Origin of the sequence: Agreia sp. Leaf244 (assembly GCF_001422695.1) — a bacterium.
Taxonomy (GTDB): domain Bacteria; phylum Actinomycetota; class Actinomycetes; order Actinomycetales; family Microbacteriaceae; genus Agreia.
Genome location: NZ_LMLX01000001.1, coordinates 853,005 through 877,666 on the forward strand (window position 1 = coordinate 853,005; position 24,662 = coordinate 877,666).

At 68.4% G+C, this 24,662-nt stretch carries 31 protein-coding genes; 11 read left to right on the forward strand and 20 right to left on the reverse strand.

All coding sequences use genetic code 11. The features are described 5' to 3' along the window. Window position 1: 1 nt before the first annotated feature. The 5 genes from ASF06_RS03860 to ASF06_RS03880 form a co-directional block, all read right to left on the reverse strand. Complete coding sequence (locus ASF06_RS03860) at window positions 2-358, reverse strand: truncated hemoglobin (RefSeq protein ID WP_055943507.1); 357 nt, start codon at window positions 356-358, stop codon at window positions 2-4. A gap of 116 nt (window positions 359-474) precedes the next feature. Next, window positions 475-834 carry a group I truncated hemoglobin gene (locus ASF06_RS03865; RefSeq protein WP_082500682.1) on the reverse strand — a complete coding sequence of 120 codons (360 nt, stop codon included), beginning with the start codon at window positions 832-834 and terminating at the stop codon, window positions 475-477. Beyond that, complete coding sequence (locus tag ASF06_RS03870) at window positions 831-1,322, reverse strand: hypothetical protein (protein WP_055943513.1); 492 nt, start codon at window positions 1,320-1,322, stop codon at window positions 831-833. Before ASF06_RS03870 ends, ASF06_RS03865 begins: the two co-directional genes overlap by 4 nt. Then, window positions 1,319-2,218, reverse strand: coding sequence for an LssY C-terminal domain-containing protein (locus ASF06_RS03875; protein ID WP_235500881.1), 900 nt, complete (start codon window positions 2,216-2,218; stop codon window positions 1,319-1,321). The genes ASF06_RS03870 and ASF06_RS03875 overlap by 4 nt, the downstream gene beginning before the upstream one ends. A 2-nt stretch (window positions 2,219-2,220) precedes the next feature. Next, on the reverse strand, window positions 2,221-3,168 hold the full coding sequence (locus ASF06_RS03880) for a PfkB family carbohydrate kinase (protein WP_235500882.1): 948 nt from the start codon (window positions 3,166-3,168) through the stop codon (window positions 2,221-2,223). Between the two features lie 118 nt (window positions 3,169-3,286). Here ASF06_RS03880 and ASF06_RS03885 point away from each other — a divergent pair, with 118 nt between their 5' ends. The 5 genes from ASF06_RS03885 (at window position 3,287) to ASF06_RS03900 (ending at window position 9,826) form a co-directional block, all read left to right on the forward strand. Beyond that, the gene (locus tag ASF06_RS03885; protein ID WP_235497127.1) at window positions 3,287-4,177 is read left to right on the forward strand and encodes an ABC transporter ATP-binding protein; all 891 of its coding nucleotides are present in this window, start codon (window positions 3,287-3,289) and stop codon (window positions 4,175-4,177) included. Continuing rightward, window positions 4,174-4,983 (forward strand): ABC transporter permease, encoded by an 810-nt coding sequence (locus tag ASF06_RS03890; RefSeq protein WP_055943516.1) that lies wholly within the window; start codon window positions 4,174-4,176, stop codon window positions 4,981-4,983. Before ASF06_RS03885 ends, ASF06_RS03890 begins: the two co-directional genes overlap by 4 nt. An 85-nt stretch (window positions 4,984-5,068) precedes the next feature. Beyond that, window positions 5,069-5,239, forward strand: coding sequence for a hypothetical protein (locus ASF06_RS19350; protein ID WP_157411989.1), 171 nt, complete (start codon window positions 5,069-5,071; stop codon window positions 5,237-5,239). A gap of 221 nt (window positions 5,240-5,460) precedes the next feature. After that, the gene (locus tag ASF06_RS03895) at window positions 5,461-8,553 is read left to right on the forward strand and encodes a hypothetical protein (RefSeq protein ID WP_055943518.1); all 3,093 of its coding nucleotides are present in this window, start codon (window positions 5,461-5,463) and stop codon (window positions 8,551-8,553) included. Window positions 8,554-8,758: 205 nt separating this feature from the next. After that, window positions 8,759-9,826, forward strand: a complete 1,068-nt coding sequence (locus tag ASF06_RS03900) for an alkene reductase (RefSeq protein ID WP_055943521.1) — start codon at window positions 8,759-8,761, stop codon at window positions 9,824-9,826. 119 nt (window positions 9,827-9,945) lie between these two features. Here the strand turns inward: ASF06_RS03900 and ASF06_RS03905 are convergent, their stop codons facing one another. The 5 genes from ASF06_RS03905 to ASF06_RS03925 all read right to left on the reverse strand — a co-directional run bounded on the left by ASF06_RS03905 (window position 9,946) and on the right by ASF06_RS03925 (window position 12,597). Beyond that, the gene (locus ASF06_RS03905) at window positions 9,946-10,557 is read right to left on the reverse strand and encodes a DUF6891 domain-containing protein (protein ID WP_055943524.1); all 612 of its coding nucleotides are present in this window, start codon (window positions 10,555-10,557) and stop codon (window positions 9,946-9,948) included. 10 nt (window positions 10,558-10,567) lie between these two features. After that, window positions 10,568-10,960 carry a hypothetical protein gene (locus ASF06_RS03910; RefSeq protein WP_055925389.1) on the reverse strand — a complete coding sequence of 131 codons (393 nt, stop codon included), beginning with the start codon at window positions 10,958-10,960 and terminating at the stop codon, window positions 10,568-10,570. 91 nt (window positions 10,961-11,051) lie between these two features. Next, window positions 11,052-11,384: a hypothetical protein gene (locus ASF06_RS03915; RefSeq protein ID WP_055943527.1), complete on the reverse strand. Its 333-nt coding sequence runs from the start codon at window positions 11,382-11,384 to the stop codon at window positions 11,052-11,054. Beyond that, on the reverse strand, window positions 11,381-12,034 hold the full coding sequence (locus tag ASF06_RS03920) for an Asp23/Gls24 family envelope stress response protein (protein ID WP_200920299.1): 654 nt from the start codon (window positions 12,032-12,034) through the stop codon (window positions 11,381-11,383). The genes ASF06_RS03915 and ASF06_RS03920 overlap by 4 nt, the downstream gene beginning before the upstream one ends. Further along, window positions 12,031-12,597: an RNA polymerase sigma factor gene (locus ASF06_RS03925; protein ID WP_055925395.1), complete on the reverse strand. Its 567-nt coding sequence runs from the start codon at window positions 12,595-12,597 to the stop codon at window positions 12,031-12,033. The genes ASF06_RS03920 and ASF06_RS03925 overlap by 4 nt, the downstream gene beginning before the upstream one ends. 113 nt (window positions 12,598-12,710) lie before the next feature. On the opposite strand from ASF06_RS03925, the gene ASF06_RS03930 reads away from it, so the two are divergent. Both ASF06_RS03930 and ASF06_RS03935 read left to right on the forward strand, forming a co-directional pair. Further along, a complete protein-coding gene (locus ASF06_RS03930; RefSeq protein WP_055943530.1) occupies window positions 12,711-13,142 on the forward strand; it encodes an Asp23/Gls24 family envelope stress response protein in 432 nt (143 codons plus the stop codon). Window positions 13,143-13,187: 45 nt separating this feature from the next. Continuing rightward, entirely contained in the window at window positions 13,188-13,991 is an 804-nt protein-coding gene (locus ASF06_RS03935) for a siderophore-interacting protein (protein ID WP_055943533.1), read from the forward strand. A gap of 1 nt (window position 13,992) precedes the next feature. Here the strand turns inward: ASF06_RS03935 and hemL are convergent, their stop codons facing one another. Together hemL and hemB are read right to left on the reverse strand one after the other, a co-directional pair. Further along, window positions 13,993-15,357 carry a glutamate-1-semialdehyde 2,1-aminomutase gene (gene hemL / locus ASF06_RS03940; RefSeq protein ID WP_055943535.1) on the reverse strand — a complete coding sequence of 455 codons (1,365 nt, stop codon included), beginning with the start codon at window positions 15,355-15,357 and terminating at the stop codon, window positions 13,993-13,995. Between the two features lie 127 nt (window positions 15,358-15,484). Next, window positions 15,485-16,462, reverse strand: a complete 978-nt coding sequence (hemB, locus tag ASF06_RS03945; protein WP_055943538.1) for a porphobilinogen synthase — start codon at window positions 16,460-16,462, stop codon at window positions 15,485-15,487. A 75-nt stretch (window positions 16,463-16,537) separates the two neighbouring features. On the opposite strand from hemB, the gene ASF06_RS03950 reads away from it, so the two are divergent. The 3 genes from ASF06_RS03950 to ASF06_RS03960 all read left to right on the forward strand — a co-directional run bounded on the left by ASF06_RS03950 (window position 16,538) and on the right by ASF06_RS03960 (window position 18,371). Continuing rightward, entirely contained in the window at window positions 16,538-17,020 is a 483-nt protein-coding gene (locus ASF06_RS03950; RefSeq protein WP_055925412.1) for a MarR family winged helix-turn-helix transcriptional regulator, read from the forward strand. Between the two features lie 128 nt (window positions 17,021-17,148). After that, entirely contained in the window at window positions 17,149-17,955 is an 807-nt protein-coding gene (locus ASF06_RS03955) for an MBL fold metallo-hydrolase (RefSeq protein WP_055943541.1), read from the forward strand. Then, on the forward strand, window positions 17,946-18,371 hold the full coding sequence (locus tag ASF06_RS03960; RefSeq protein ID WP_055943544.1) for a nuclear transport factor 2 family protein: 426 nt from the start codon (window positions 17,946-17,948) through the stop codon (window positions 18,369-18,371). Before ASF06_RS03955 ends, ASF06_RS03960 begins: the two co-directional genes overlap by 10 nt. Before the next feature lie 75 nt (window positions 18,372-18,446). On the opposite strand, the gene ASF06_RS03965 is transcribed toward ASF06_RS03960, so the two are convergent. Beyond that, on the reverse strand, window positions 18,447-19,130 hold the full coding sequence (locus ASF06_RS03965; protein WP_055943547.1) for an NADPH-dependent F420 reductase: 684 nt from the start codon (window positions 19,128-19,130) through the stop codon (window positions 18,447-18,449). Window positions 19,131-19,241: 111 nt separating this feature from the next. Here ASF06_RS03965 and ASF06_RS03970 point away from each other — a divergent pair, with 111 nt between their 5' ends. Next, window positions 19,242-19,562: an ArsR/SmtB family transcription factor gene (locus ASF06_RS03970; RefSeq protein ID WP_055943550.1), complete on the forward strand. Its 321-nt coding sequence runs from the start codon at window positions 19,242-19,244 to the stop codon at window positions 19,560-19,562. 183 nt (window positions 19,563-19,745) lie between these two features. On the opposite strand, the gene ASF06_RS03975 is transcribed toward ASF06_RS03970, so the two are convergent. The 7 genes from ASF06_RS03975 to ASF06_RS04005 all read right to left on the reverse strand — a co-directional run bounded on the left by ASF06_RS03975 (window position 19,746) and on the right by ASF06_RS04005 (window position 24,598). Further along, window positions 19,746-20,531, reverse strand: coding sequence for a uroporphyrinogen-III synthase (locus tag ASF06_RS03975; protein WP_442853924.1), 786 nt, complete (start codon window positions 20,529-20,531; stop codon window positions 19,746-19,748). Next, complete coding sequence (gene hemC, locus ASF06_RS03980; RefSeq protein ID WP_082479514.1) at window positions 20,531-21,463, reverse strand: hydroxymethylbilane synthase; 933 nt, start codon at window positions 21,461-21,463, stop codon at window positions 20,531-20,533. Before hemC ends, ASF06_RS03975 begins: the two co-directional genes overlap by 1 nt. A 51-nt stretch (window positions 21,464-21,514) precedes the next feature. Next, entirely contained in the window at window positions 21,515-22,678 is a 1,164-nt protein-coding gene (locus ASF06_RS03985; protein WP_055943555.1) for a ferrochelatase, read from the reverse strand. Beyond that, on the reverse strand, window positions 22,675-23,391 hold the full coding sequence (gene hemQ, locus ASF06_RS03990; protein ID WP_055944161.1) for a hydrogen peroxide-dependent heme synthase: 717 nt from the start codon (window positions 23,389-23,391) through the stop codon (window positions 22,675-22,677). The genes ASF06_RS03985 and hemQ overlap by 4 nt, the downstream gene beginning before the upstream one ends. A 65-nt stretch (window positions 23,392-23,456) precedes the next feature. Then, window positions 23,457-23,810: a DUF3618 domain-containing protein gene (locus ASF06_RS03995; RefSeq protein WP_055943558.1), complete on the reverse strand. Its 354-nt coding sequence runs from the start codon at window positions 23,808-23,810 to the stop codon at window positions 23,457-23,459. Further along, window positions 23,807-24,211 (reverse strand): phage holin family protein, encoded by a 405-nt coding sequence (locus ASF06_RS04000; RefSeq protein ID WP_055925442.1) that lies wholly within the window; start codon window positions 24,209-24,211, stop codon window positions 23,807-23,809. The genes ASF06_RS03995 and ASF06_RS04000 overlap by 4 nt, the downstream gene beginning before the upstream one ends. A gap of 9 nt (window positions 24,212-24,220) precedes the next feature. Continuing rightward, complete coding sequence (locus ASF06_RS04005; RefSeq protein ID WP_055943561.1) at window positions 24,221-24,598, reverse strand: hypothetical protein; 378 nt, start codon at window positions 24,596-24,598, stop codon at window positions 24,221-24,223. Window positions 24,599-24,662 lie beyond the last annotated feature (64 nt).

A 24,662-nucleotide genomic window follows, 5' to 3' on the forward strand; every position in this document is an offset into this window, starting at 1 on the left:
CTCAGGCGCCCACGATCACGCCGCGGAAGGAGGCGGCGGAGTCCGTGAGGCGCGAGGCCACCTCCGGGTCTACTCCCGCATCGAAGAGCGACTCGGCCAGGATGTCGATCAGGGCGTCGAATGCGGCGTCGGTGATGCCGAGGCCCGCGTGCGCAGCGTTCAACGAGCGACCGGTGAAGACATCCGGCCCATCGAGCACCGTGGCGAGAAAAGCCGCCTGGTGGGCGCGAAGCCTGTCTAGGTCGAAGCCTTCGAACAGCGGCGCCAGCAGCGGATCCCGCAGCACCCGTTTGTAGAAGACGGCCACCACCACCCGGAGCGTCTCGTGGCCGCCGATCTGCTCGTACATCGTGTTCATGAGTCAAGAATCGCCCTGCCCCGAGAAGGAAGCATGAGTAGCGACTACCTGTTTTAACGGTGGAGAACGCCATCGGCCTGCACACGTGGCCGAATCGAGAGCTCAGGGAAAGGTCGTCATCTCGCTGTGACAACGAGGTCGCGGAAACTGCGCACCCGAGACACCAGCTCGGCGACGTCGCCCGCGTCGACTCCCACGTCGACGAGCGCGAACTCGAGATGCTCGATCATCGCATCGAACGCCTCCCCCGCGACCTCCAGGCCGGCATGCGCCTCGGACAGCGGCCTGCCGGCGAACACGTCGGGGCCCTCCATCGCCACACTGAGGAATGCCGCCTGGTGCGAGCGGAGCCGGGCCAGGTCGATGCCCTCGAAATACGGTGCCAGCAGGGGGTCGGCCAGCACACGCGTGTAGAACACCGCGACGGCCACCTTCACCGTGTCGTGTCCGCCCAGTCGTTCGTACATACTCGTCATGACTTCACCGTTCCCCTGCGGCGCAGCAGGCGCCGCCTTCTGCGCACGTCGCTGCGCGTGTTGGAATTGCCGGTCGTGAAGTCGCGCGCATCCGAATCGGAGAGGGCGACCAGAACGAGGATGTCGAGCGACAGGCCGAGCAGCCCGCCGTTCTCGAGGGTGAACGACGTGCCGTCTGCGAAGAAGTCGACGGCAGAGCCCAGCACGAGCACGGTGGCCAGGATCATCGCCACGAACCGGGCGCGGTTGCTTCCTCTGAAGATCAGTGCCGCGACCGCCAGGTCGATGATCACGACCACGCCGAAGAAGATCATCAGACCCACGAGCAGGGCTCCCGACAGGGCGTCCATGTCGGCGCTGGTGCCCGCGTCGAGCGAGATGTCGACCTTCTTCCAGTCGAGGGCGATGTTCACTGCCGTGACGATGGTCGTCACCGTGCGCAGCAGGATCATCAGCACGCCGAGATAGATCGAGATGGGCCGCTTCACGACGCGGCCCCCGGCAGCGTCGACGACGGCGGGGCCGTGACCGGCAGCGCCCTCAGGTCGATCTGCGGAAGGTCGCCATCCGTCGCGATGGCGTCGCCCCCGCCGTTCACCGCGTGGTAGCCGGTCGAGAAGTTGCGGATGACGGTGACGACCGCGGCAGGGTTGGCCGCCGTGACGGTCGACACGATGTGGTCGCGCTCCACGTCGGTGTCGGCGTCGATCTTGTGCGTGACCTGCAGCGTGAACAGCGACAGGCCCACGCTGCGGTCGTAGGTTCCGGCCGCCAGCCACTGCGTGGCGATTCCACCGGGCAGCAGCCAGCCCTCCGGCGCCCGCCAGAATCGCACGTGGTGACGCTGCGCCGGGTTGCCCGCGTCCTCCTGTTGATAGGTGAAGTCCTGGATGTTGCCGAACAAGTAGAGCGGGCTCACCGGCGCATCCGAGTAGCTGCGTCGCATGACCGTCGACATCACGATCCGCCACCCCGAGGTCAGGCTCACCTCGTCGGCGCGCGTCCAGCCGGCCGCCTCCATCGCGGCGTGCACCTGCTCGGCGCTGCCGAACAGCGAGAGGTTCACGGGGTCTCCGAGAAGGCCCTCGCGGGTGCGGGCCCGCCCGATGAAGTAGTCGGGCACGTAGATCACGGTGAGCAGGGTGTGGATGCGCGGCAGCAGCAGGTAGGCCAGCACGGCCCAGAAGATCACGATGAACCAGAGGTTCTGCCAGCCGCGGGTGAACGACTCGGTCACGAGCAGGTAGCCGAGCCATCCCGTCGCCACGGTGCCGAACACGAAGAAGGCGCGATCGACCATGCGCACGATTCCGATGCGCTGGCGCACGGAATCAGGATGCGCGTCGCGCTCGTCGGCCTCGAGCTCGTCGAGCGGCGTCGACACGGCTACACCGGGAGCGTTGCAGAGGGAGGCAGCTGCAGCAGCGCGCCCTTCGTGCGGCAGGTCGCGGCCGCCACGGCCATGGCACGCTCGAGAACCGCCTGCCACTCGTCGACGGTCTCGGGCAGCCCGCCCCGCTCACGCGCCTCGACGAGACTGGCCGCAACACTCGCCAGGGTGGAGTCGCCGGCGCCCATCGTGTCGACCACTGGCTCCGACATCAGCGTGATGGGCTGGTGCACGAGGATTCCCGACTCCGTGGCGATGGATGCGCCGTCGCGCCCCGCCGTCGACAGCACCGTCTGCGAGCCGGTCGCCATGAGCCCCTCGGTGAGCATCGGCAGCGACGCGTTGTAGAGCAGGGCCGCGTCTTCGTCGCCGACCTTCACGAGCAGGGCCGTCGACGCGACGCGCTCGAAGTTGGCCACGAAGTCGTGGGCGGAGTGCAGCATGCCCTCGCGCGGATTCGGGTCGATCAGAAGCCGGGTCTGCGGATCGGAGACGGCGCTGAAGAGCAGCTCGACCTGCTCGGCCGAGTCGAAGCGCAGGCAGCTCACCACCACGAAAGGCGCCGCATCGATCGCCTGGCGAACCCGGTCGTCGACCTCGATGAAGCGCTCGACCGACGCCTCGTTGAAGCTGTACCGGGGCTCCCCGTCTGTTCGGTCGGAGATGGCGCGGGCGGTGCCGCGGGGGCTCGGAGTGGCGATGAGCTCGACGCCGTACTCGCTGAGGAAGTCGCGGATCTTCTCGCCGTCTGCGTCGTCTCCCACCATCGCCACGAGCGTTGTCGCGACTCCCAGGCGGGCCAGTCCGACGGCCACGTTCAGGGCCGCGCCGCCGACGAAATCCTCGGAGCCCTCCGGGGTGCGGAACTCGTCTATAAGAGCGTCGCCGACCACCACAACGGAACCCGTCGCATCCACCATCGCGTGCACCTTCTCGTTCGACAAGCCTCTGGATGCACACTCTATTACCGGTGACTTCTCACGCGCACCCGAATAGGGTGGTGTCGATGCCTCGACTATTCGATCCACGCCCGCGCGCAGAAGTCCGACTATGAGCGCGGGCGTGACGATCGAGTTCAGCAGCCTCACGAAGACCTTCGGGCAGGTGCAGGCGGTCTCCGATCTGTCGTTCACGGTCGAGCCGGGGCAGGTCACCGGTTTCCTCGGTCCGAACGGAGCGGGCAAGACCACGACCCTGCGCATGCTGCTGGGCCTCGTGCGACCGACATCGGGCTCTGCGACCTTCGGCGGAACCGCGTACCGCGACCTGCCGTCGCCCCTGGCCACCGTGGGTTCGGCGCTCGAGGCGGCCAGCTTCCATCCCGGCCGCAGCGCCGCCAACCACCTGCGCATCTACGCCCAGTCAGCGGGCATCGACCGCGAGCGCGTTCAGCTCGTTCTGCACCGGGTGGGCCTGGGCGCCTACGGCGATCGCCGGGTCGGCGGCTACTCGCTCGGCATGCGGCAGCGACTCGGGCTCGCGTTCGCGTTGCTCGGCGACCCCCGCGTCCTCGTGCTCGACGAGCCCATCAACGGCCTCGATCCCGAGGGCATCAAGTGGATCCGCCTTCTGCTTCGCGAACTCGCCGACGAGGGTCGCACCGTGCTCATCTCCTCCCACCTGCTCAGCGAGGTCCAGCAGAGCGTCGACGAGGTCGTGATCGTGTCGCACGGCCGGCTCATCCACCGGGGTTCGCTCGCCAGCCTCGACCAGAGCGAGCAGAAGCAGGTGATCGTGGATGCGACCGATCGCCAGGTTCTGGCCGCGGCGCTCGAGGCGGCCGGCTACACCGTGAGCCCGCTGCGCGGCGGCGTTCTGGTCGCCGATGCGGAGGCCGCCGATGTGGGGCGCATCGCCTTCGCCGCGGGCATCGCCGTGACGGCCCTGTCGCAGAAGCGGGTCGGGCTCGAAGAGAGCTTCCTGCACCTCGTCGGAGAGGAGGGGGCGCTGTGAGCAGTTTCGGCGGAGCCCTCCAGTCAGAGGTCACGAAGATCACCTCCACCCGCCTGTGGTGGATTCTCGCGATCATCATGGTCGCGTACGTCGCCGTGTGCGCGGGCGGAGCTGCAGCGCTGTTCGGAGGTCTCGGCGACGCCACGAACGGACCGTCGATCTCCGGCGAGAGCCTGGCTCCGCTCATCTACAGCTTCGGGCCCACTCTGGGCTACGTGTTCGCGGTTCTGCTCGGCGCTCTGGCCACCACGAACGAGTTCCGGCATCAGACGCTGACGCCGACCTTCCTGGCCACCCCGCGGCGCGGTCGCGTGCTCGTGGCGAAGCTGGTGGCGCTCACCGGCGCGGGCGCACTCTATGGCGTGCTCGCCATGATCGCCGCGGTGGGAGCGGGTGCCGGTCTTCTGCTGGCGTTCGGCATCGATCCGCAGCTGGGCGACCCCGACACGTGGGCGCTCGTGGGCCGCTCCGTTCTGGCCATGGCGCTCTGGTCGGCCATCGGGGTCGGTCTCGGGGTGCTCGTTCCCAGTCAGGTGGCCGCGATCGTGATCGTGCTCGCGTTCACTCAGTTCATCGAGCCCATTCTGCGACTGGCCTCGTCGATCGCAGACTGGACGGCGCAGATCGGCCAGTTCCTTCCCGGCGCCGCCAGCGATGCGCTGGTCGGTGCGAGCTTCTTCGCGCTCGCCGGAGGCGGCGGCGGCACCATGCTCGAGTGGTGGCAGGGCGGCCTCGTGCTCCTTGGCATCGCCGTTCTCGTGAGCGTGCTCGGCTGGTTCACGAGCTGGCGCCGCGACGTCACCTGATCGACTCTCGGCGGCGGGCGCCGGTTGCAGCATCGCGGCGGCGCGCGCAGGATGGAGGGAGCAGCACCGACGAGAGGAGCTCACCGTGAGCAGCACGACTGATCCCCTGTTCGAGCCCGACCCCGACGACGAGCGGGAGGTCGACCTCGAGGTCGACGAGCTCGACGTGCCGACGACGATCGACCCCGATGAGCGCGTCGAGGTCGACGACGACGAAGACCCCGAGGTTCTCGAGGGCGACGGCCCCCGCCTCTGAGCTCCATGCGCTGCCCGATCGAGCGTCTCGTTAACTTCGTGTTTCGATCTGATTTCGCGCGCTTTTTGCTGTGAATCTGCCGGATAGTGTGTGGTCGACCCACCGGCGGGCCGATTGCTCGCTCCGCACCGGGGGGACTGCGCATCGGGGCGTGAGGCGGGTCATCCGACCCCTCTCACCTCAGGAGCAGCTTGTCCATCTCAGCGCGCCCGTGGAGAGCCGTGGCCATAGCCACGGCGTTCTTCATCGCAGCAACACCCGCCTTCGCCAGCGTTCCCGCCTTTGCGGCCGGAGTGACGCAGGACGTCGCCCCCGTCGCCATCAGCGGTGACGACTGGACCATCACCGAGGTTCCCGGCGGCTACGAGGTCACGAAGACCCTCGCCGAGCCCATCGAGATCCGCAGCGACTACCCGACCCTCTGGGCCGACGGCGTCGAACTCGGCATGGCCACCACCTCGCTCGACGGCCTGACCCTCACGGTGACGACCGCCGACGACAGCGTGCTGACCGCGACCTCGGTCAGCCAGGGCTGGTCCGGATCGGGCGACCCGGCCGCCGACGACTCGGCCGCCGACCGCTCGGGCGCCGCATCTCGTCAGGTCAACAGCCTGGCCGCCCCGACCGTCGCACCCGTGCTCGATGCCGACCCCACGGCATCCGGGCCCTACGCCGTGGAGCGCGACGACTACGACCTCGGCGACGAGGCGGTCGACCTGCGCGACTTCAACCGCAAGGGCGAGATCCGCGCGGCCGTGTTCATGCCGGTCGGCGCCACGGGCGAGCGCCCCGTCGTCGTCTTCCTGCACGGTCGGCACACCTCGTGCGCCGGCGCGATTCCGCAGGGAGCGGTCGCCCGCGCCTGGCCCTGCTACCCCGCCGACCCCGCCACGGGCTACGCCGGTCAGGTCGACGTCGAGAGCTACCTCGGCTACAACGACGCGGCCACCATGCTGGCCTCGCAGGGCTACGCCGTGGTCTCGATCTCGGCCAACGCCATCAACGCGCTCGACGGCTCGCTCGCCGACGACACCGGCGCGGCCGCCCGCGCACAGCTCGTGATGGACCACCTGTCGCTGCTGCGCCAGGCCAACGCCGGAACGGCCGCTGGCCTCAGCGCCTCCCTGACCGGCCGACTCGACCTCGACAACGTGGGTCTCATGGGCCACTCGCGCGGAGGCGAGGGCGTGATGCGCGCCGCGCTGCTGAACGCCGAGCAGGGCGAGCCGTTCGGCATCACGAGCGTCCTTCCGCTCGCGCCGACCGACTACACGCGCATGACGGTTCCCGGTGTGACGACCGCCGTCGTCCTGCCCTACTGTGACGGCGACGTCGAAGACCAGATGGGCCAGAAGTACATCAACGACTCGCGCCACGCGTACGACGACGACGTGCTCCGCTCCTCTGTTCTGATCATGGGAACGAACCACAACTACTTCAACACCGCGTGGACCCCGGGCAAGTACCCCGTCGCCACCAGCGACGACTGGTCGGCCATGGACCGCAACCAGACCGACCCCACCTGCGGAGCGAGCGCCCCGAGTCGTCTGAACGCCGACGAGCAGTACGCCGCCGGCAACGCCTACATCTCGGGATTCTTCCGCCTCACCCTCGGCGACGAGCAGCAGTTCCTGCCGATGTTCGACGGATCCGACGCGAAGCCCGAGTCGGCCGGTCGCGCCGACGTTCGTGTCTCGGCGACCCTGCCCGCATCCAACCGTGTCGACATCACCAACTTCGACACGACCGACACCACGGTTCAGGTCGTCGGAGCGGGCACCTACGCGACGTGCGAGAGCATGAGCGCGCTCGAGGTGCCGGCCACGCTGCCCTACTGCGTGACGAAACTCGGATTCGCGCAGGCCCCGGACTACGGCTTCCTGAGTGCGCCGTACGGAAACGGTCGGGCCACCTCCGTTCCGTCGACGCCGTCGATGCACTTCACCTACACGGCGCCGGCGTCGAACACCGCCGCCGCGGGTGAGCTGCGGGTCGTCGTGCCGTCGGATGCCGCCGACTTCTCGGCCCACGAGAGCCTGTCGTTCCGCGTCTCGCCCGACGACTCGGTCGCGATCGCGGGCAGCACCGAGCTCACGGTGACGATCGTCGACGGTTCGGGTGGATCGGCTTCGGTCACCGCCTCGCAGTTCGGCGACGCGCTCACCGTGCTGCCCGGGTCGACCGACCCGCTGCGCAAGGTCCTTCTGCAGCAGATCGCGATTCCCGTCGAGTCGTTCGTTGGCGCAGACCTCGCCGACATCCGCCAGGTGCGCTTCACGGCGCCCCGGGAGGCCGGCGGCGTTCTGCTCTCCGACCTCACGCTGCAGGATGCGGCCACGGTCGGCACACCCGAGCTGTCGACCCGACCCGTCGCATCCATCCCCGATGTGAAGGTCGAGGAGGGTGCGGGTGTCGGCTCGGTCGACCTGCCCGTGGTTCTCTCCCGCGCCGCGGAGGAGGCCTCGTCGGTCTACGTCTCGGCGATCGGAGTGCGCGCCGCCAACCAGGTGCTGCCGACCATGCAGAAGGTCGACTTCGCGCCCGGGGAGCAGTGCAAGATCATCAGCGTTCCCGTGCAGGGCGACTCGATCGCCAGCCGCAGTGCGACGACCTCGTTCATCACGAACGTGACGAACACGCAGCAGGGAGTCACGATCGGCGACTCGTTCGGCAAGATCATCGTTCGGGAAGACGATGGTGTGGTCACGCCGGCGGGCCTCCCGGCCGACTCGGTGCCACCCGTCGGAACGCAGGGCGATGCGTGCGCCGAGGCCCTTTCGGGTACCGGAACGCTCACGGTCACACCGGCCTCCGCGGTTCCCGGCACCCCGGTCGTCGTCACGGGAGCGGGTTTCCGCGCCGGCGAAGCGGTCGACTTCGTGTTCCACTCCGAGCCGGTCGCCCTCGGCCAGCTCGTGAGCGCCGACGGAACGGTCTCGTTCGAGACGGTGGTTCCCGCGGATGCCGAGTTCGGCGCCCACGAGTACACCGCCACGGGCTACGGCTCGGCGCGTGCGCTGGCCGCCGCCTTCGAGGTGCTCGATCCGGATGCTCCGGTCACCCCGACCGATCCGGGCACCGACCCGGGAACGCCCGGCACGGACCCCGGCACCCCTGGCTCCGGCTCGGGTTCGGGCGACGGCGGAACCTCGGTGCCGGCGGGCTCCGGCTCGAGCCGGGATGCGGCATCCGGCAACCTGGCGGCCACCGGCCTGCAGGTAACCGGCTGGGCGCTGGCCGCGTCCGTGCTGCTGGCCGGAGGCATCCTGTTCGTGATGTACCGGCGCAGGGCACAGGCGGTGTCGCGCGACTAGCGTCGACCGCCGTCGCTGAATAAGAGGCCCCCGTGCTCGCGCACCCCCTGCGCGCACGGGGGCCTCTCCCTGTCTCGATCGAGTTTCTGGACATTCGTGCAGTGCCCCGCGGCATTCATGCGGAATGAATTCGTCACACAGACGTGTTTGCCAGAGAGGCGCTCTAGCCTCGGATCCACACGTTCTCGACCGAAAGAAGCATTTCGTGCAGCTCTTCTCCCCCGTCTCGCTCGGCTCTCTCGACCTCGACAATCGCGTCGTCATGGCGCCGCTCACGCGCCTGCGCGCCGAGGACCACGGCGTTCCCGGCGAGCTCATCGCCCTGCACTACGCGCAGCGCGCCACGGCCGGACTGCTGATCACCGAGGGAACGTTCACCTCGGCCGGCGCCCAGGCCTACCCCGGCCAGCCGGGCATCGAGACCGAGGAGCAGGCCGAGGGCTGGGGCCGCGTGGCCGCCGCCGTGCACGATGAGGACGGCCTGATCGTCATGCAGCTGATGCACGCGGGCCGGGTCACGCATCCGCTCATCAACAGCGGACTCACGATCTACGCGCCCAGCGCCGCCGCCATCGAGGGCGAGGTGCGCACCCCCGACGGCGCGTTCCCGTACCCCGTGCCCACCGCCGCCACCGAAGACGACATCGCGCGCATCGTCGACGAGCACGTGGCCGCGGCCCGCCGGGCCGTCGAAGCCGGGTTCGACGGCATCGAGGTGCACTCCGCCAACGGGTACCTGCTCCACCAGTTCCTGTCGCCCACCAGCAACACACGAACGGATGCCTACGGCGGCTCCCCCGAGAACCGCGCCCGATTCGGCGCCGAAGTCATCACCGCCGTCGCCCGCGAGATCGGAGCCGACCGGGTCGGTGTGCGCATCTCACCCGAGCGCAACATCCAGGACGTGTTCGAGAAGGACGCCGAAGAGACCCGCCTCACCTACGAGGCGCTCGTCGACGCGATCGCGCCGCTCGGCCTCGCGTATTTGAGCATCCTGCACCCCGAGCCCGCGTCCTCGCTCGTGCAGGACCTGCGCGGACGCTTCGGTGGCGCGGTCATTCTGAACAACGGATTCACGACTCCGACCACCCGCGAAGAAGCCCACGGCCTCGTGAACGACGGACTCGCCGACGCGGTCGTCGTGGGCCGCGCGCTGCTCGCGAACCCCGACCTGGTGCGCCGCTGGCGTGACGAGGCGGAGCTCAACGAGCCCGACGCGAAGACGTTCTACGGAGCCGGACCGGTCGGGTACACGGACTACCCGACGCTGTAGGCCGCTGCTGCGGTGTGGGCGGCGTGGTTCAACAGGATGAACTGCGCCGCCTCCGGCGTTTCTTCGTCGGAACGACGGAGTGTCGTCAATCGACCCTGTAATACGGTTCGAACGTTCGTCTACGCCGGCAGCGGCTTTCGCCAGACCACGTTCTGCAGCTCGATGCGGTGGTCGACATCGCCGTCCCACTGCGCATCCAGACCCTGCTCGCGGAACGCGGCGACGGCCGCATTCGCAACCTTCTCAGCGACCTCGACCCGTCCGGGACCGGGCGCGACGACCGCCCCGTAACCGATGTACAGGGTGGCGCCGGGGTAGGCGAGGCGCGCCGCATCCTGCCCGTGAAAGAACACGAAGCCCGGGCCCGACGCCGTGGTGGCGACGGCGCTCTCGCACTCGGCGATCGCCTCGTCGGTGTCGAAACCGGCGTTCATCTTCGCCACGATGCTCTGCAGATGCAGGCTGACGAAGGCACGGGTGACCCGCTCGTCGTCGCTGGGCGTGCGGGGGCCGGGCGCATCCAGTTCGGCCTGCCGGTGAGCCCAGTAGTGCCGCACGATCTGCTCGGCGCGGGCCGCCGTCATGGGGTTGTCGTCGTCGTACTCGACGAGTTCGATCATGACCTCGAGCACCTCGTCGAGGGTCGTGAAACCGGGAGCGATCAGTGCCCAGGCCTCTTCGCGGAAGTAGGTCTCGTGGGCGGCGTAGTGCGCTGCAGCGTCGTCGGTCACGGCGAGCCCCTCAGTCGGTGACGATCTCTTTCGCCGGGTCCTCGATCGCCGGCGGCAGGCGCAGCGCACGCAGCAGCTCGAGCGCGTGCGTGGTGGTGAGGATCACACGCATGAACTCCGAGCCGTCGCCGTCGATGTCGATGACCACCGAGGTGCGCGTGCCCTTGATGAGCAGGAAGTCCTTGCCGTCGTGCACCTTCCAGGTGCCGATGGCGAGCGTCTTCGGCACCGCCGAGCCGGGCGCCCGGATGCCGCGCACCCACACCCACGGATCCTCCGTGATGACGGCCGAGCGGATGCGCTCCAGCGGAATATCGATGTTCGTGCGGCGCAGCGACAGGATCTTCTCTGCACGGGTCAGGCGTATCTCGAGTCGGTCGGTGTGCACGAGAAGAACAGCCATACGTCTATCCTGCCCGCGATAGCTGGTGATATGCGTAAATCACCGGATGCTCGTCGTTACGATCTGACTACGACGCGCGTTTCGCGCCCACTCAGCCGATCGCGACGACGCTCACGGCGATCGGCGGCGGAGGCACGGCCACGCCCGCAATGTCGGCGTTCGCCGCCGACTGCCGCAGCAGGTGCTCCAGGACCGCGGCGTGCACCCGCTCGCACACGGCGCGCGACGACTCGACATCGGCGATGCCGATCCGGATGCGCAGGGTCGGCTCCCCGATGTGCGCCGCGACTCCGCGCGCCAGGCCGGCGACGGGGGCGGGCAGTCCGAGGATCTCGGGCAGCTGCGGGTAGACGCTCGTGACGCCGGGAACCGCCCGCACCACCTCGTCGATCGTCAGGGCGGCGGCACTCATCTCGTCGGTCACAGCGCATCCCCTTCGGTCGAGGCCGAGGCGTCTGGCTCCGAGGCATCGGTCGGCTCCGAGGCATCGGGCTCCGCGACCTGCGCGAAGTACACGTCGTGCACCGTGATGTCGATGCTCGCGATCGTGAGCTCGGTGTGCTTGAGCAGCGCGGAGTAGATGGCCTCGCGGGCCCGGTCGACGGTCTCGACGATGCGCTCACCCCAGAACACCGATGCGTCGATCGACACGGTGATCGGGGTGCCCGGCACGGTGACGTCTCCGTCGAGGCGGCAGCGCCCGATGATCAGTCCGCCGGCGCGGTCTCCCGCGGCCCGGATCAGTCCGCGCACCGCCCCTTCCGTCACCGAGAGGGTGGCCCGAGGCGACGGCGGCAGCAGAGGGATGTCCCGCCCTGCCCGTGCCTCGCGGCCGATGCTCTCGAGAATCCCACCCAACCAGTCGTCGTTGCGCGGGGCCTCGGCCGCGGCATCCACCTCGACGAGCGACTGCGAGATCTGCCGCAGACGCTCGAGGGAGCCGAGTGCGATGCGGCATCCCGGCGACCCCTCGATAGACGGGTCGAGCGGCGTGCGCCCGCGGTCGAGATAGTCGCTGAGCTCGTCGATCGTGTGGCCGTCGAGGTCGTCGCGTTCGTTGTCGAGATCGGTCATCGCCAGGCCTCCATTTCGGTCATGAGATTGCGTCGGGCGCGCGAGAGCAGCCCGCGCACGGTGCTTGCGGGGATCCCCATCTGCTCGGCGATCTCCTCGTAACTCTGCTCGCCGACCTCGCGCAGCACCCAGCAGCGCTGCTGCTCGAGCGGCAGCGTGGCCAGCGCCTGCGACACCGCCTCGTGCAGCGACGTCGCCTGGCTGACGGCGTGGGGCGACAGCCGCTCGGGCTGTGCGGCATCGACATCGTCGACGTCGAGGTGGTTCTTGCGGGCCCGGATGCGGTCGATGCTCTTGTGGCTCGCGATGCGCATGAGCCAACTCTTGACCACCGAGCCGTCGTTGAGCGATGGCAGTTCCCGCCATGCCGTGATCAGCGTTTCTTGCACCACGTCGTCGACCTCGTCGCTCGACCCCAGGATGCGGCGGGCATACGCGCGCAGCAACGGCCCGTAGCGCCGGGCCAGCACCTCGAAAGCTCGGGTGTCGCCATCTGCCGCACGCCCCGCGAGCGTGCGATCGTCGGCCTCGTCGAGCGAGAAACGAGAGGGAACTGAATCCACCGAACTCCCCTGTTCCGACGTCTGAGAAAAATTTTCCAGCGGATCTGTGACGATCCGCCGAGTGGATACGACCTATCAATGAGACTATTCCACACCGAAAAAGGAGACACCCCATGGCCAGCACGACTCCCGCCAGTGTAAGCACCCCTACGAACCTGCAGACCGCCCTCGGCAAGACCGTGATCAATGACGGCGTCGTCTCCAAGGTGGCGGGCATCGCTGCACGCGAGGTCGCCGGCGTCTTCGCCCTCGGAGGCGGCGCGGCCCGCGCTCTCGGCGCCATCCGCGGCGCCATGAACAGCACCGACCTGTCGCAGGGCATCAGCGTCGAGGTCGGCGAGACCCAGGTCGCCGTCGACGTGACCATCGTCGCCGAGTACCCGGCGCCGCTGCAGCAGGTCGCCGACGGCGTTCGCACGTCGATCATCTCCGCCGTCGAGACTCTCGTGGGCATGCAGGTCACCGAGGTCAACGTCACCATCGTCGACGTGCACATCGCCTCCGACGACGACAACGCCGACGAGGCCGAAGCGCGCGTTCTCTAGCACCGGGGTGAGCTCGACGGCATGAGGTGAGCTTAGGCTTGCCTTATGTCGAAGAGAGCCACGCGTACCGCACCAGCCGATCCCCAGCTCTTTCGCGCGCACGTCGTGTCGAGCGCGCCCGTGACTCCCAGCATGCAGCGGGTCACGATCACCGGTGACGGCCTCGCCGACTTCGACTGGATGGGCTACGACCACTGGTTCCGCCTGTTCATGCGCCGCCCGCACCAGGACGAGTTCGCCATGCCCGAGATCGCGGCCGCCACGTGGTGGAAGGAGTACCTCGAGATTCCCGAGGACACCCGGCCGCACTGCTCGAACTACACCGTGGCCGACTACCGCCACGAGCAGCGCGAGATCGACATCGACTTCGTGATCCACCGCGGTCCGGGCGGCGAGCTCGAGGGCGCGGCCGCGATCTGGGCCTGCGGCGCCCGGCCCGGCGACCAGCTCGCCCTGCTCGATCAGGGCATCCTGTTCGACCGGCCCGACGACGCGACCGAGGTGGTGATCGTCGCCGACGAGAGCGGCCTGCCCGCTGTCGCAGGCATCCTCAAGTCGCTTCCGAGCGACACCGTCGGCCACGTCATTCAGGAGGTGCCGACGGCGCACGACACCCGCGAGCTCTCGAAGCCGGTCGGCGTGACGCTCTCGTGGGTGATCCGCGACGACGCGCACGCGGTCGCGGGCAGCAAGGCCCTGGATGCGATGCGCAGACGCGACACGGTCGACCCGCGCGGCTACGGTTTCGTGGTCGGCGAGTCCGCCCTCGCCACCGGGGGCCGCCGACACCTGCACTCCCTCGGACTGCCGAAGAGCCGCATCACGTTCTCGGGCTTCTGGAAGCGCTGAGCTAGACCGCCAGCGTGGGCGACGCGGATGCCGCTGCGCGGGCCGCCGCCGGGAGCGCGTCGAGGATGCGGCCGATCGCCTCGTCGTCGTGGGCTGCCGACACGAACCACGCCTCGAAGACCGACGGAGGAAGCGAGACTCCCGAATCGAGCATCGAATGGAAGAACGCCGGATAGCGGAACGCGTCTTGTCGCTGTACGTCGGCATAGGTGCGCGGGGCGCCCCCGGCCGACGGCGAGTAGTCGCCGAACACGAAGCTGAACAGGTTTCCGGCGCGCTGCACCGAGTGCGCGACGCCGACGTCGGCGAGCGCCTCCGACACGGATGCGCTCAGCAGCTCGGCCGTCGCGTCGAGGCGCGCGTAGACGGCCGCGTCGGCCAGCGTCAGCGTGGCGATGCCTGCGGCGACGGCCACCGGGTTTCCCGACAGCGTGCCCGCCTGGTACACCGGGCCGATGGGCGCGAGGAAGTCCATGACGTCGGCCCGACCGCCGAGTGCGGCGAGGGGCATTCCGCCGCCGATGACCTTGCCGTACGTCACGAGGTCGGGACTGTACGCATCCGACCCCGCTGCGGCCTGGGCCTCGGACTCGAGGGCCCAGTAGCCCGCCGGATGCACCCGGAATCCGGTGAGCACCTCGTCGATGATGAGCAGCGCGCCGTTCTCATGGGCGATGGCCGACAGGGCGGCGTTGAATCCGGCATCCGGCGCCACGACGCCCATGTTGGCGGCCGCGGCCTCGGTGATGATCGCGGCGATGCGACCCGGATGCAGCGCGAAGGCCTCGCGCACCGCGTCGAGATCGTTGTAGGGAAGGACGAGGGTGAGGGCTGCCGTGGCCGCGGGCACGCCGGCGGATGCGGGCAGTCCCAGCGTGGCGAGTCCTGAGCCGGCCTCGGCCAGCAGAGAGTCGGAGTGCCCGTGGTAGTGGCCGGCGAACTTGATGAGCACGTCGCGGCCGGTGAATCCGCGGGCGAGGCGGATGGCCGTCATCGTGGCCTCGGTTCCGGTGGAGACGAGGCGGATCTTCTCGATCGGCGACGCTCCGCCGCTGGTGACCCGGGCGCGCACGAGTTCGGCGAGCTCGGTCTCGCCGGGGGTCGAGGCGCCGAACGAGAGGCCGCGGGAGGCGGCATCCTGCACTGCGGCGACCACATCGGGATGCGCGTGGCCGAGAATCGCAGGGCCCCAGCTCGAGACGAGGTCGACGTACTGCGTGCCGTCGGAGTCGGTGACGTAGGCGCCCTTCGCCGAGGTGAGGAAGCGCGGCGTTCCACCGACCGAGCGGTAGGCGCGCACCGGCGAGTTGACGCCGCCGGGAATGGAGAGGCGCGCCCTGTCGAAGAGTTCGTCGTTGCGGGTCATGGGGTACTCCAGATTCGTTCCCTGAGCTTGTCGAAGGGAAGGTTACGCGGATTTCCCGTACGCCTTGCTCAGGGAACGGGGAAAGTTGCGGTGAGTTCCCTTACGCCTTGCTCAGGGAACGGGGAAATCAGGACAGGGTGGTGGCGAGCTCTGTCGCCCAGTAGGTGAGAACGGTGTCGGCTCCGGCCCTCTTGATGCTGAGGACAGACTCGAGGATCGCGCGGTCGCGGTCGATCCAGCCGTTGGCGGCGGCGGCCTCGATCATGGCGTACTCCCCCGAGACCTGATAGGCCCATACGGGAACCGGCGACCACGCCGAGACATCGGCGAGCACGTCGAGGTAGCTGCCGGCAGGCTTGACCATGACGATGTCGGCGCCCTCCTCCACGTCGAGCTGCGCCTCGCGCAGGCCCTCGCGGCGGTTTGCCGGATCGAGCTGATAGCTGCGGCGGTTGCCCGTGAGCGTCGACTCGACGGCCTCGCGGAACGGTCCGTAGTAGGCGCTGGCGTACTTCGCGGAGTAGGCCAGCACCGCCACATCGCTGCGGCCGGCGCCGTCGAGGGCGTCGCGCACGGCGGCGACCTGGCCATCCATCATGCCCGAGAGGCCGAGAAGCGCGGAGCCGGCGTCGGCCTGCGCCAGCGCCATGTCGCGGTATCTCAGGAGTGTGGCGTCGTTGTCGACCCGGCCATCGGCATCCAGAACCCCGCAGTGGCCGTGGTCGGTGAACTCGTCGAGGCACAGGTCGGTCTGCACGACCAGCTCGTCGCCGACCTCGGATGCGATCACGCGGGTGGCCTGGTTCAGGATGCCGTCGGGATCGGTCGCGCCGGTGCCGGTGGCGTCACGGTGCTCGGGAACGCCGAAGAGCATGACTCCGCCGATGCCCGCGGCGGCGGCCTCGGCGACGACGCCTCGGACCGAGTCGAGGGTGTGCTGCACGACTCCGGGCATGGAGCTCAGGGGTCGGGGCTCGTCGCCCTCGCGCACGAAGAGGGGAAGGACGAGATCGGCGGGGTGGAGCCGGGTCTCGGCCACCTGTCGACGAAGGGCGGGGGTGGCGCGAAGACGGCGCGCGCGCACGACAGGAAAGCCGGAAGTCATGGGTTCCAGCCTAATCGCGTGAACTGGGCGGAAGCCGAGGGATGCCCCGACCTAAGGTGGACTCGTGAGCGAACGATGATTTTCACCACGGCGAAACAGGCGGCCGACGATCCGAGGATCCTGGTCTTCGGGCGGCTCCTCGGTGCAGCGAATCGACTCGAATACATTCTGGGGCACGCGCTCGAGGAGTCCACCGGCCTGACCCACTCCATCTACGAGCTGCTTCTGGTCGTGGGGCGGGCCGGGGGCGACGGGGTTCCCGTGCGCGACGTTGCGCAGTCGAGGGTGGTGACGTCGGGTGGGGCGACCCGGCTCGTGAACCGCGCGGTCGAACTCGGCCTCATCCGGCGGCGCCCTTCGGAGACCGACGGCCGCGTGCAGCTCGTGGAGCTCACAGACCTGGGCGAGCAGAAGCTCCTCGAGGCCAGCGAGCTCCACGTTCGCAACATCGAGCGCTACCTCGTCGACGTCCTTCCCGCCGACCAGGCGCGAAGCTTCGCCGAAGCAATCCGCACGCTCAGCAAGAACGCGGCGGCCGAGCTTCCGGTGATGCCCTGACCCGATTCGCGATCACTTTCGACAAGATGGGAATAGCTGACTAGTCAGCTATTGTTCTCCTCGATGGCAGCACCGCGCTGCCGCCTCGGCCACCCCGAGCGCCCCAGAGACAAGGAACCACCCTCACCATGTCACTCTCCTTTGAGGTCTTCGACCTCGACTTCCCTGCCGGCTCACCCAACAAGTCGGCGACGCTCGTCACCGGCGAGACGGAAGCGCTGCTCGTCGACGCCGGCTTCACTCTCGCCGACGGCCACCGACTCGTCGCCGCCGTACTCGACTCCGGCAAGAAGCTCACGACCGTGTTCGTCAGCCACGCCGACCCCGACTTCTACTTCGGTCTCGAAGTCGTCGCCGACGCATTCCCCGACGCGCAGATTCTCGCGACGCCCATCGTGATCGACCACATCAGGGCCTCGTTCGAGGGCAAGCTGACGGCGTGGGCCGCCCTCGGAACCAACCTGCCCACCCGCCTCGTCGACATCCAGCCCCTGACCGCCGACCATCTCGACGTCGATGGCCACAAGCTCGAGCTGCGGGGCGCATCCACCCTTCTACCCGACCGCCACTACCTGTGGGCACCCGAAGAGAAGGCCATCATCGGCGGGGTGCTCGTCTTCCAGCAGGAGCACGTGTGGACCGCTGACACGGCCCGACCCGAGCAGCGCGCGGACTGGATCACTCTCCTCGACCAGATGTCGGCACTCCGCCCCGAGTTGGTGGTCGCGGGGCACCGCCTTCCCGGCACGCCCAACGACGCTTCGGGCATCGACTACACCCGCTCGTACCTCGAAGAGTTCGAGAGGGTGCTCGAGCGCTCCGAAGACGGCGCGGCTGCCACTGCAGCGCTGGTCGAGGCCTACCCGAACTCGGGGATGCTCATCGCGGCCCAGCTCGGACCGAAGGTTGCGAAGGGGGAGATGACATGGGGCTGACACCAGAAGACTTCGCCACCTCCGCGGCACCCCGCGACGTCGTTCGACGACAGTACCTCGCCTCTGCGGCGGGCGACCTCGAGGCCCTGCGGGCGACGATGGCTCCCGATGTCGAATGGACAGAGATGGCGGGATTCCCCCTCGCCGGCACCTACCGCACGCCGGAGGGCGTCACATCAAACGTCATGGAGATCCTCGGTCGGGACTGGGCCGACTGGACCGCGCACGACGACAGCTACGTGGTCGACGGCGAGAACGTCGTGGTGCTCGCGCGCTACACCGCCACCAACAAGGCGACCGGCAAGGCGATGAACGTGCGGGTGGCCCACCACTTCGTCGTTCGCGGCGGCCTCATCGTGCGGTTCGCGCAGTTCGTCGACACGGCGAAGGTCGCCGAAGCCTCGCGCGCCGACTGAACCCGGCGCGGGTGTTCACGCGTAGCGCGGTGGCCGAACCACAGCGCTCGGCGTGAACACCGAGCGCCGGTGTCGTCACATGTCGCGGTAGCGTCGAGCCTCGGCCAGCTTCGTCGCGAGTTCGTCTCGGGAGACCGGCCGCCCCAGGTCCGGATCCTCTCCGCTGAAGTACGGGCGCGTGTATGCGGGGGTGTCGCGCTGGAAACGCCACCCCTCGGAGAGTGGGCCGGCATCGAGGGTGTCGTAGCCGATACGGTCGAGGAACTCCGCGACCGTCTGCTTGGCCGCCGGGTCGTCTCCAGCGATCGGGAGCACCGAACGGTCCGCCGACCCACTCGGTCGCGCGAGCGAGGTGAGGTGCGGGAAGTAGATGCTGTTGAACGCCTTCACGACTCGGGAGTCGGGCGCGTGCCTTTGCAGGAGCTCGGTCGTGGTCGTGCTCTCGTCATCGAGTTCTGCGATGTGGCCGTCGCGCTCGGGATAGTAGTTGTTCGTGTCGATCACCGTCTTACCTCGAAGCTCGGCGACCGGCACGTGCGGGTACGCCTTCAAGGGGATTGTGACGATGGCGAGGTCGGAGTCGGCGGCCGCTTCGGCAGATGAGGCCGCGCGAGCACGGGGGCCGAGCTCTGCGACGAGGTCGCCGAGGGTCTCTGGGCCACGGCTGTTGCTCACGATCACGTCGTAGCCCGCCGCGACGGCCAGACGGGCGAGGCCGCTGCCGATGTTTCCGCTTCCGATCAAACCGATGGTCGTCATATGTCTCCCGGTGTTTGTGCTCTTGTACACTTTTACGTGTACATAGACGGTACATCATGTACACGTTCACGCGTACATATGCGATGAGTTCGAGCCAGCGAGAGGAGCAATATGGCCAGCAGATTGGCGACTGCACTCACGATCCCCGACGAGAAGGACATCGACCTGTTCGAGGTCATGTCGGCGCTGACCGATCCGACGCGGCGCGCGATCGTCGCATTCATCGCGGCCGAGCCGGGAACGGGATGCGGCAACAGAGACTTCGGAGTCACCAAGTCGGCGTTGACCCGCCATTGGCGCGTGCTCCGTGAGTCGGGCATCATCAGGCAGGAGGCTCACGGGACCCGGCACAGGAATTGGCTTCGCACAGACGAACTCGACCGCCGGTTCCCCGGTCTGCTCGACCTCGTGCTCGAGGAAAACGGGCACTGAACCCGGGCGCCGATGTTTCCCCGTTTGCCGTTCAACAGGATGGATTGGCGACGCGCCGTCGCTCTGTCGACGAAACGCCGTGCGGATTCGAGAATGTCCTGTTGAACGGGGTGGGGTGGTCTCAATACGGCCGCAGGCGGCCTACTCGACCGGCGCAAGAGTGGCCGACCAGCGCAGAACTGGCTAGTCGTCGGCCTTCTGTGCCTTGGCCACTTCGACGATCGCGTCGATCAGCGACACCGCGCTGCGCTCCTTGGCCACGAGGTCGACGCGCACGCCGTAGGCCTCCGCGTCGCGGGCCGTCTGCGGGCCGATGGCGGCCACGATCATGGTCTCGGGCAGAGGACCGAACTGCAGCTGGATCTGCTCCGCGACACTTCCCGACGTGACGAGAACCGCCTTGAACTCCCCGGCCTGGATGTCGCGCACGATCGCCTCGTCGACGGCGACGCCGATGGTGCGGTACGCGACGACCGACTCGACGGTGTGGCCCCGGGCGGTGAGGCCCTCGGTGAGGACAGGTTTCGCGATGTCGCTGCGCAGGGTGAGGATGCGCAGCTCGGCGCCGTACTTCTCGAACTGGGCGAGCTCTCGCAGCAGTCCCTTGGCCGAGTTGTCCTCCGGCGGCACGAGGTCGACCTGGTAGCCGGCGGCGGTGAGCGCCGCGGCCGTGGTCTCTCCGACGGCCGCGATGTGCGTCGACGAGGGAACACTGGCCTGGTGTGCCGAGAGCACGTCGACGGTGGTGGCGCTCGTGACCGTGAGCCAGTCGAAAGCACCCGAGGCGAGCGAGGCGAGGGCCACGTTCAGGGCCTCGTCGTCGGCGGCGGGCGCGAAGTTGATCATGGGGGCGACGACGGGCGTCGCTCCGGCGGCACGAAGATCGGATGCCACGCCGTGGCCCCAGGGGCCGCCTCGCGGAACCAGCACGCGCCAGCCGCCGAGCGGTCGATTGCTCCAGGGCGTCATCATGCAGCGCCTCCGAGGGGAGCCAGTTCTGCAGCCCCGTCTTCGAGCAGCTGGGCCGCGACGGCGGCGCCGAGCGCCTCGGCGAGCACATCGTCGTCGATACCGGTGAGGGTCGCCTGCCGCGTGCATCCGAGTTCGGCATCGCCCGACGGGTCGTAGACCACGGCGGTGAGAACAAGAAGATCGCCATCGATCGTGGCGTGTGCGCCGATCGGTGCGGCGCATCCGGCTTCGAGGGTGGCGAGAACGGATCGTTCGGCTCGAACGGCGGTTCGTGTCGTACCGTGTTCGATGCTCAACAGCTCAGTGATGTCGTCTCCTTCTCGCGCCTCGATGGCGAGAGCGCCTTGGCCGGGTGCGGTCGGCCACAGCTCAAGATCAAAGAACTCCGACGCCTCCGCCAGCCGACCCAGTCGTTCGAGCCCTGCCGCGGCCAACACGACGCCGTGTAGGTCTCCCCGTTCAACCGATCGTAGTCGTGTGTCGACATTCCCTCGAATATCCACGACCTCCAGATCAGGACGAAGTGATAACAATTGGGCACGCCGGCGCGGAGAACCTGTTCCCACGCGCGCACCCTCGGGCAGATCGGCGAGCGAGACTCCGCCCGCCGTGCACAGCACGTCGCGCGCATCCTCCCGCTCGGGAACCCCTCCGATGACGAGTCCGGGATACGCCGCGGTGGGCAGGTCTTTGAGCGAGTGCACGATCAGATCGACCTCGCCCCGCACCAGCGCCTCTCGCAGCGCACTGGCGAAGACCCCGGTTCCACCCAGCGACGCCAAGGATTCGCGCGAGGTGTCGCCCTCTGTCTTGATGATCACGAGCTCGATCGGAACGCCGGTGGCCGCCGTGATCTGATCGGCCACCATGCCCGTCTGCGCGCGCGCGAGCGCGCTGCCACGGGTGGCGATGCGAAGAGTTCGGGTCACAGCAGAAATGCTCTCAGAATGAAACGGGTGTACTCAATGAAACAGATGCGCTCAGGGGGCGAGTCCTGAGATCGCGGGCTTGAACCCCAAGCGTACGTTCTCGCAGCATCCCGGGCGGCACACGTCGTACCAGGGACCGAGCTCGGTCACCGCCGGACGCTCGTCGACGGGGGTCGCCTGCGCCCGCTCGAGAACGAGATCGACGAGGCCTGAGACATAGGCGGGGTGGATGCCCGGGGTCGGCACCCGCACGGCCGCAATGCCGACTTCGGCGGCCGAAGCGAGCGCCTCGTTGTCGAGGTCCCACTTCACCTCCATGTGGTCGCTGACGAATCCGAGCGGCACGATGATGACGGCCCGGATGCCGCGGGCCGGCAATTCGGCGATCGCATCGTTGATGTCGGGCTCGAGCCACGGCTGGGTGGGCGGACCGCTGCGCGACTGGAACACGAGCTGCCACGGTGCGCTGGATTCCGCCGCGAGCATCACGGCCTCGGCGACCGCGAGGTGCTGGGCCTTGTAGGCGCCACCCTCGCCGAAGCCACGGGCCTCGGGGCCCGAGCGCGCGGCATCCGTCGACGGAATCGAGTGCGTCGAGAACAGCACCTCGACCTCGGTCTCGAGGTTGAGGTCGGGCTGTTCGGCCGCAAGCGAGACGAAGGCCTCGCGCACGCCCTCGATGAACGGCTCGACGAAGCCGGGGTGATCGAAGAACTGGCGTACCTTGTCGATCTCGAGCTCGTCTCCGAGCCCCGTCTCCTCAAGGGCGAGCGCGAAGTCCTCGCGGTACTGCCGGCAGCTCGAGTACGAGCTGTAGGCGCTGGTCGCGATGGCGATCAGCTTGCGGTGGCCCGCAGCGGATGCCTCGCGCAGCGCGTCGGCGAGGTACGGGTCCCAGTTGCGGTTGCCCCAGATCACCGGAAGGTCGATGCCGCGACGATCGATCTCGGCCTGCAGCGCGATCTGCAGGGCACGGTTCTGCGCATTGATCGGGCTGATGCCGTCGAACGCGCGGTAGTGGTGGGCCACCTCTTCGAGGCGCTCCTCGGGGATGCCGCGGCCGCGTGTGACGTTGCGCAGGAAGGGGATGACGTCGTCCTGCCCCTCCGGTCCGCCGAACGAGGCGAGCAAAATGGCGTCGTATTTCGTGGGCTGGGTGACGTGCTCGGGGCCGTCCGCCGCTGCCGGCGTCGCGTTGCGGACCAGAGTGCTCACTGAAGGACCTCGACGACCTCGGCGGTGGTGATGCGGCGACCCGTGAAGAACGGAACCTCTTCGCGCACGTGCCGACGGGCATCCGTCTGGCGCAGATCGCGCATGAGGTCGACCAGGTTCAGCAGTTCGTCGTCTTCGAGCGCGAGGATCCACTCGTAGTCGCCGAGGGCGAACGAGGCGACCGTATTGGCGAGAACGCTCGAGAACTGGCTGCCCTTGCGGCCGTGCTCGCCGAGCATCGCACGACGCTCCTCTTCTGGCAGCAGGTACCACTCGTAGCTGCGCACGAACGGGTAGACCGTGAGCCAGGCGGCCGGCTCCTTGCCGCGCATGAACGCGGGCAGGTGATTCGACGAGAACTCGGCGTCGCGGTGAACGCCGAGGGCGTTCCACGTCGGGAGAAGGGGCTCGACCAGGCCGGTGCGTCGCAGCTCGCGCAGCGCCCACTGGAGGGTCTCGGGAACGGGGCCGTGCAGCCAGAACATCAGGTCGGCATCCGCCCGCAGCCCCGACACGTCGTAGATGCCGCGAACGACGACGCCCTCGGCCTCGACGATCGCGATCGCGTCATCGAGTTGGCCGACGGCGTTGGCCACGTCGTGTCCATCGAGCGCGGTGGGGCGCTCCGGGTTGCGTCGAAGGACCGCCCACAACGTGTAGCCGATGACCTCCTCGGCTGGCGTGGCGGTCTGGTCGACTGTCGGGTCAGTCATGATCCTCATTCATCTTGTTCAAGTGGTTCGCACGGGCGCACAGCACCCGTGATGGGCTCGGCGCGTCAGCGCCGGGCGAGGAGCCTCACGGCGAGGAACACGGCCCCGCCCACGGCGACCGCGAGTCCGCCGACGCCCGCGGCCAGGGCCACCGGGTTCTCGTCGCGCAGCACGCGGATCTTGTTGGAGATGTCTGCCGCCGCGAGCTTGGCCTGCTTCGGCACGTTGAGCTTGTACTCGATGGCGTCGAGCGTCGCGGCAAGAGCGTCGCGGTTCTTCACGATGTCTGCCGAGAGTTCGGCCGAGCTGCGCTTGGGGGGCTCGGGCTTGTCGTCGCTCTGGAGAGCGTTCTTCGCGAGCTGGGTGGTCGCACGCACGGCGGCCCCGTCGACGGGCGCATCTTTCTTATCGGTGCTCATCGGCCGAGTCCCTTGATCGCGTTGACGTCTTTCTTGAGAGAGTCGACAGACTCCTCGGGAACGGGCGGAATGCCCTTCTTGATGCTTCTCACTCCGACGAGCACGAGGATCGCAACGATGATGAGAAGCGCACCCGCCACGATCAGTGCGGCGAGCCAGGGCGCGAACACCGTGGCGAGCCCGAGGACGGCCGCCGCAATGAGCACGGCGAGGGCGAAGAAGCCGAGCAGTGCCGCCACGACGAAGAGCGCCGCGCCGACCCCGAGCTTGGCGAGCCTCGAGGTGATCTCGCGCTTCAGGCCCTCGATCTCGTCTTTGACGAGCGTCACGAGCAGGCCGGGCAGTTCGCCGAGAAGTTCGCCGAGCGACTTCTTGCGGGCCGGGTTGGGGATGTTCGTCATGGAACCGGCCTACTCGTCGGTGTCGGTCGCCGCGGTGGCGGGCGCCGGGGTCGCCGGAGTCATCTTGGCGGTCGAGGTCTTGCCCGCCGACGACTTCGCGCCGGAGTTCGACTTCTTCTTCGCCGGGCTCGTCGACTTCGCGGGGGTGTCGTCGAGGTGCAGCAGCGAGCGCACGGCCTTCTTCGTGGCGTTGCCCGCCTTCAGCTGCACCGTGTCGACGCGCTGGCCGGCGAACTCCTTGACCGCCCCGGCCACCTGCTGAACGGGTGCGAGGTTCCACACCTTGTCTGCACCCGCCTTGATCTGCTCGTACCGCGGCCGTCCGGCACGAGAGCCGAGAACGTAGCCTGTGGCCAGACCGACCACCAAAATCAACTTGCCGCGCATAACGACTCCGATCCATTCAAGAGTTGGCGTGAGCTATAAGCGTAGACCTTGCGGCCTGAACGTC

Bases quoted from the DNA above. Each gene is read 5' to 3' on its own strand.
- ASF06_RS03920 (WP_200920299.1), bottom strand. From the start codon at position 12,034: ATGACCGATCTCGACAACGAACGCGACGACCTCGACGGCCACACGATC.
- ASF06_RS04005 (WP_055943561.1), bottom strand. From the start codon at position 24,598: ATGCGCGGCAAGTTGATTTTGGTGGTCGGTCTGGCCACAGGCTACGTT.
- ASF06_RS03950 (WP_055925412.1), top strand. From the start codon at position 16,538: ATGATTTTCACCACGGCGAAACAGGCGGCCGACGATCCGAGGATCCTG.
- ASF06_RS03995 (WP_055943558.1), bottom strand. From the start codon at position 23,810: ATGAGCACCGATAAGAAAGATGCGCCCGTCGACGGGGCCGCCGTGCGT.
- ASF06_RS03955 (WP_055943541.1), top strand. From the start codon at position 17,149: ATGTCACTCTCCTTTGAGGTCTTCGACCTCGACTTCCCTGCCGGCTCA.
- ASF06_RS03965 (WP_055943547.1), bottom strand. From the start codon at position 19,130: ATGACGACCATCGGTTTGATCGGAAGCGGAAACATCGGCAGCGGCCTC.
- hemB (WP_055943538.1), bottom strand. From the start codon at position 16,462: ATGACTTCCGGCTTTCCTGTCGTGCGCGCGCGCCGTCTTCGCGCCACC.
- ASF06_RS03975 (WP_442853924.1), bottom strand. From the start codon at position 20,531: ATGACGCCCTGGAGCAATCGACCGCTCGGCGGCTGGCGCGTGCTGGTT.
- ASF06_RS03960 (WP_055943544.1), top strand. From the start codon at position 17,946: ATGGGGCTGACACCAGAAGACTTCGCCACCTCCGCGGCACCCCGCGAC.
- ASF06_RS03865 (WP_082500682.1), bottom strand. From the start codon at position 834: ATGACGAGTATGTACGAACGACTGGGCGGACACGACACGGTGAAGGTG.
- ASF06_RS03935 (WP_055943533.1), top strand. From the start codon at position 13,188: ATGTCGAAGAGAGCCACGCGTACCGCACCAGCCGATCCCCAGCTCTTT.
- ASF06_RS03910 (WP_055925389.1), bottom strand. From the start codon at position 10,960: ATGGCTGTTCTTCTCGTGCACACCGACCGACTCGAGATACGCCTGACC.
- hemQ (WP_055944161.1), bottom strand. From the start codon at position 23,391: ATGACTGACCCGACAGTCGACCAGACCGCCACGCCAGCCGAGGAGGTC.
- ASF06_RS03970 (WP_055943550.1), top strand. From the start codon at position 19,242: ATGGCCAGCAGATTGGCGACTGCACTCACGATCCCCGACGAGAAGGAC.
- ASF06_RS03860 (WP_055943507.1), bottom strand. From the start codon at position 358: ATGAACACGATGTACGAGCAGATCGGCGGCCACGAGACGCTCCGGGTG.
- hemL (WP_055943535.1), bottom strand. From the start codon at position 15,357: ATGACCCGCAACGACGAACTCTTCGACAGGGCGCGCCTCTCCATTCCC.
- ASF06_RS03930 (WP_055943530.1), top strand. From the start codon at position 12,711: ATGGCCAGCACGACTCCCGCCAGTGTAAGCACCCCTACGAACCTGCAG.
- ASF06_RS04000 (WP_055925442.1), bottom strand. From the start codon at position 24,211: ATGACGAACATCCCCAACCCGGCCCGCAAGAAGTCGCTCGGCGAACTT.